Source organism: Micromonospora coerulea (assembly GCF_016598485.1).
GTDB classification, from domain to species: domain Bacteria; phylum Actinomycetota; class Actinomycetes; order Mycobacteriales; family Micromonosporaceae; genus Micromonospora; species Micromonospora coerulea.
On the sequence record NZ_JAEMUW010000068.1, the window covers coordinates 1 to 3,990 of the forward strand.

The following is a 3,990-nucleotide window of genomic DNA, read 5'->3' on the forward strand; positions in this document are numbered from 1 at the left end:
GAGGACGCTCCGGCATCGATGGCGAGCACAAACTTTTGGCGACCGACGGCTCGTTCCGCTCGCCGATCCAGACCGCGTGAAGCCAAGTCAAGCCAGGAGTCAATGACCTGGGACGCCACTGACCGCTGCTGCGTAGCCGGGCCGGACGGCCCCGGGTGTGGGCCCTACCGGTACGCCTCGATACGGGTGCCGCACTTGGCGCGAGCGCACCCATCGCGATGTCCGGGTTTTCACGCGTTGTGGGGATGCCATGCTGCGTCATCGGTAGGAACGACGACCGGCGGAACACCTCACGGGGTACCGCCGGTCTTGGCATCTTTCCATGGTCAGTCACGCGCACCGACCGCCGCGCCGGAACGGCCGGCGGCAATGGCGGGCGCGTCGGGCCGGCGGGTGAGGACGAGGATCGACGTGACGAGCACGAGCAGCGCCAATCCGACGAAGCTCGAGAACCGCACCGTCCACAGTGGGCCGCGTGGGTTGTCGTCGATCGGGAAGGCGGCGCCCACGACAAGCAGCACCGTGGCGATCCAGCCGACAATCGCGGTGGCCCGGAGCACGCCGGTCGGCCGCCCAGCAGTCCACAAGGCACCCGGCGTCTGCAGCATCCCGGCGATCGAGAGCGTAACCAGCGCGGCGGGCAGGCCGATCAGCGCGATGCCTGCGCTGTTGGCCTGCAGGAGCGCGGTCAGCGCCCCGTCGTCGATCCGCGGGTCGCCCTTGGCGATCGCGACGGCGTCGAGGAAAGAGGTGGCCATGCCGCCGACGGCCACCAGCGCCGCAGCACCCACGGCCGCCATCCGCGACCAGGCCGACTCCACGATCCCGAGCCCCCGCGGCAGGAACACGATGAACGGAATGAAGAGCAGCATGAAGGCCGTACCGGCGAGGAAGTCCCCGACCAGGTACCGGGTGCCGTTGACCGCGAAGAAGTCGCGGAGTTCTGCCAGCGGCGCGTCGGACGCCGGCGGTTCACCCTGCAGACCACCCACGCTGCCCAGGAAAATGACGACCCAGGCCACGCCGAGGCCTCCGACCCACCGGGCCGGCGTACGAGAGAGCTCCATACCGGCGACGCTAGGCCCCGGGCCGGCGCAACACATCCGACCGGAAGCGGCAGGGTCCGTACGACGCTCGACGTACACCGCACGCGATGGCCCCGCACCTGGATCAGGGCGCGAACCAGGCCATCGAGGATGCAGCTGTCCTCGCCGCGGTTTGTGATCCGGCGGGCGACGCGGTTGACGCCGCCGCGCGTTGCGCTGCGACCGATGGCCGGCCACGCCCACAGGGACCCACCCGTCATCCCGCCGGCCGACGACTGAGCGGCCGGGTGACGGTCGGCCCGCCGGCTTTGGTTCAGGGTCACCATCGTGCAACCCGCTGCGACTTCACCACCAGCCGAAGATCACGCCTTGGCCCACCCGACTTCTCGTCGACAAGGGGCGACTTCGCAACATGCCCTCGTCGGCAGATCCGGTCGTCCCGGACGCACTGTCAGCGGCAGATGGGGACGCCACCTCCTGGCCGGTCTCGGTGAGACTGTATTGATGAATGAGGTGACGCTATCCGTACCTGGCTACGACTCCCAGCGAGGTGTTATCGCACCGGCTGAAGGAGGGTCCATCGTCGTTGAAGTCCGCGACGGCGCCGTTGAGATCTTCGGCGACTCGGCCGGGCTGCGGGATCTCGCCCGGTGGTGTCTGGCGCTGTCCGATTCGACCGCTCCGCCCGGAGCGCACGTCCACCTCGACCCTGGCGTCATGCCGCTGTCCCTGGAATCCAGTCCGCTGATGCTCGCTCGCGTGCGCGGGTGACCGCCCATGCTCGCCGCCCACATTCAATAACGCAGGGTCGGCGGCAAAATCCGCGCACGTGATCATGTCAAGGGCCGCGACTCGGTGTGTGGAACAAAGCTGGGTCGATTCATAGCCCTGCACCACTTGGTTAAGGCCGATCGGGCCAACGCCAACTCCGCCGCCTACCCGATCATGAGCGGCGGTTCGGGTCACTAACCTGGGCGACATGGCAAAACCCTCGGAGTACGAGCTTGCGGCGTGGCGTGACATTCAGCGGTTCAAGGGCAGGCCGCTGTCGGCCGCGTTGCGCAGCGCCGGCGAGGGCGTGTCCAACGGCGCCGCGGCACTCGGTCAGCGTGCGGCGACGTACCTGGAAAACCACCCGGGAGCCCAATCAGTCGTGTCGCGGGGGCGCGGCATCGTCGCCAAGGGTGCGAGCGCCATCGGCACCGGGGCTCGCAAAGCCGCCGACGTCCTCCCCACCAGCGCGGCGGACTGGAGTGGCAGTGCTCTGGGCTCGATGCAGCGAACGGTGGCGAAGATCTCGCGAGCGGGGCTCTCGCCCAAGCGGGTGGTGGAGCTCCACCAGAAGCGCGGGCACGACGTCACCAAGCTCTCCGACCTGCGGCGCCTCGACCTCGAGCAGATCCACGCGGTCCGCGGGCGGGCTTTGAGCTGGTACTACCCGGCTGCTGCCGCAGTCTCGGGGATGGGTGCGGGGCTGGTGATCTCGGGAGGCGAGCTGGCTACCGCGGTCTCCGGCGGCGCGGCGGCGGCGCCGTCGGGAGGTGCCATCGTCGGCGCTCTCGCCGGCGACGCCGCCATCGTCATCGGACTCGCATCCCGCGCGGTCGGCCATGTCTCGCTGCTGTACGGCTACGACCCCGAAGAACCAGCCGAGAAGCTCTTCGTGCTGTCCGTCGTCAACGCCGGGACGGCCGCGTCCGTCGGCGCGAAGAACGCCGCCTTCGCCGACATCTCGCGCCTCACCCAGGCACTCGTCCGCGGTAAGACGTGGAAGGTTCTGAACGATTCGGTCGTCGCCCGGATCGCCGGACGGTTCGCGGAGGCGGTCGGCCACACCCTCACCAAGAAGGGCCTCGGCAAGGTCGTGCCGGTAGCCGGAATACTGGTCGGCGGCACCCTCAACTGGACCAGTCTGGAGGGAATCGTCGACACCGCCGAAATGGCGTACCGGCGCCGGTTCCTGCTGGAGAAGTACCCTCAGCTTCTGGACGAGGAACCAATCGAAGCCTTCGTTGTTGAGGACACGGACGACCCGAACGACGTAGTCGACGACGGGTTCAGCGTGCTCGGCGAACTCGCCGTGGAGGGCGGACCCGACCTGCGCTGAATCCGGAGCGGGCCGCCTACGGCAGGAGCTCGACGAAGCCGTCGGTGCCGTGCAAGCGAATGCGCTGGCCGTGACGGATCGGGCGGGTGGCCCGCTCGACGCCGATGACGGCCGGCAGGCCGTACTCCCGGGCAATGACAGTCCCATGGGTCATCAGCCCGCCAACCTCGGAGACCAAGCCCGGCGTTCCTCATGGCCGAGACCGGTGGCATCTCATCGGCAGATCCGCATACCGGCCGCCCCAGCTCGCCGTGACTGTGGGTAGCGCGCGGATCGCGGCAGATTCGTGCATCTGATCAAGGTGGCGCAGGCACGGTCGCCATCCTCCGCAGCCCGTCTGCATCGGTGGGCAGGTTGTGGCGGGTGCCGTCGGCTTCGCCGGAGTCGATGCGCAAAATCGGTTGCCGCCGGGGGGCCGCCTTGTGATGTTGTAGCGTGATCTCTGACCCAGACACCGTCCCGGTACCGGATCGACGTCTAGTCGACGTGAGTCTCGTGAGACGCCTGATCGCCAGGCAGTTCCCGCGATGGGCCGACCTGCCCTTGCGGTCCGTCGCGACCAATGGTTGGGACAACCAGAGCTTTCATCTCGGTGACCGTGTCGGTACGGCTGCCCACCGCTGCTGAGTACGCGCTGGCAGTGGACAAGGAACACCGATGGTTGCCAATGCTTGCGCCACGGGTGCCGCTGCGGATACCTACGCCCTTGGCGAAGGGCGAGCCCGCCGAAGGGTTCGGCTTCCACTGGTCCGTATGTGAATGGATCGACGGCGGGCCCGCACGGCTGCGGCGACGGTGACGCGACCGAGACGGGAGCCACCGAACAGTTCACCCAGA

The 3,990-nt window shown here is 68.4% G+C and carries 5 protein-coding genes; 3 read left to right on the top strand and 2 right to left on the bottom strand.

What is annotated here, in order from left to right:
- Positions 1–326: 326 nt before the first annotated feature.
- Positions 327–1,022, bottom strand: coding sequence for a hypothetical protein (locus I8N68_RS32160; protein ID WP_200216874.1), 696 nt, complete (start codon positions 1,020–1,022; stop codon positions 327–329).
- A 528-nt stretch (positions 1,023–1,550) separates the two neighbouring features.
- Here I8N68_RS32160 and I8N68_RS32165 point away from each other — a divergent pair.
- Entirely contained in the window at positions 1,551–1,817 is a 267-nt protein-coding gene (locus I8N68_RS32165; protein ID WP_200216875.1) for an Imm32 family immunity protein, read from the top strand.
- A 208-nt stretch (positions 1,818–2,025) separates the two neighbouring features.
- The gene (locus tag I8N68_RS32170) at positions 2,026–3,153 is read left to right on the top strand and encodes an EcsC family protein (protein WP_200216876.1); all 1,128 of its coding nucleotides are present in this window, start codon (positions 2,026–2,028) and stop codon (positions 3,151–3,153) included.
- A 16-nt stretch (positions 3,154–3,169) separates the two neighbouring features.
- Here the strand turns inward: I8N68_RS32170 and I8N68_RS32175 are convergent, their stop codons facing one another.
- Entirely contained in the window at positions 3,170–3,331 is a 162-nt protein-coding gene (locus tag I8N68_RS32175; RefSeq protein WP_443673267.1) for a PEP-utilizing enzyme, read from the bottom strand.
- A gap of 384 nt (positions 3,332–3,715) precedes the next feature.
- On the opposite strand from I8N68_RS32175, the gene I8N68_RS32180 reads away from it, so the two are divergent.
- Complete coding sequence (locus I8N68_RS32180; RefSeq protein ID WP_234040994.1) at positions 3,716–3,952, top strand: phosphotransferase; 237 nt, start codon at positions 3,716–3,718, stop codon at positions 3,950–3,952.
- Positions 3,953–3,990 lie beyond the last annotated feature (38 nt).

Bases quoted from the DNA above. Each gene is read 5' to 3' on its own strand.
- I8N68_RS32180 (WP_234040994.1), top strand. From the start codon at position 3,716: ATGGTTGGGACAACCAGAGCTTTCATCTCGGTGACCGTGTCGGTACGG.
- I8N68_RS32170 (WP_200216876.1), top strand. From the start codon at position 2,026: ATGGCAAAACCCTCGGAGTACGAGCTTGCGGCGTGGCGTGACATTCAG.
- I8N68_RS32165 (WP_200216875.1), top strand. From the start codon at position 1,551: ATGAATGAGGTGACGCTATCCGTACCTGGCTACGACTCCCAGCGAGGT.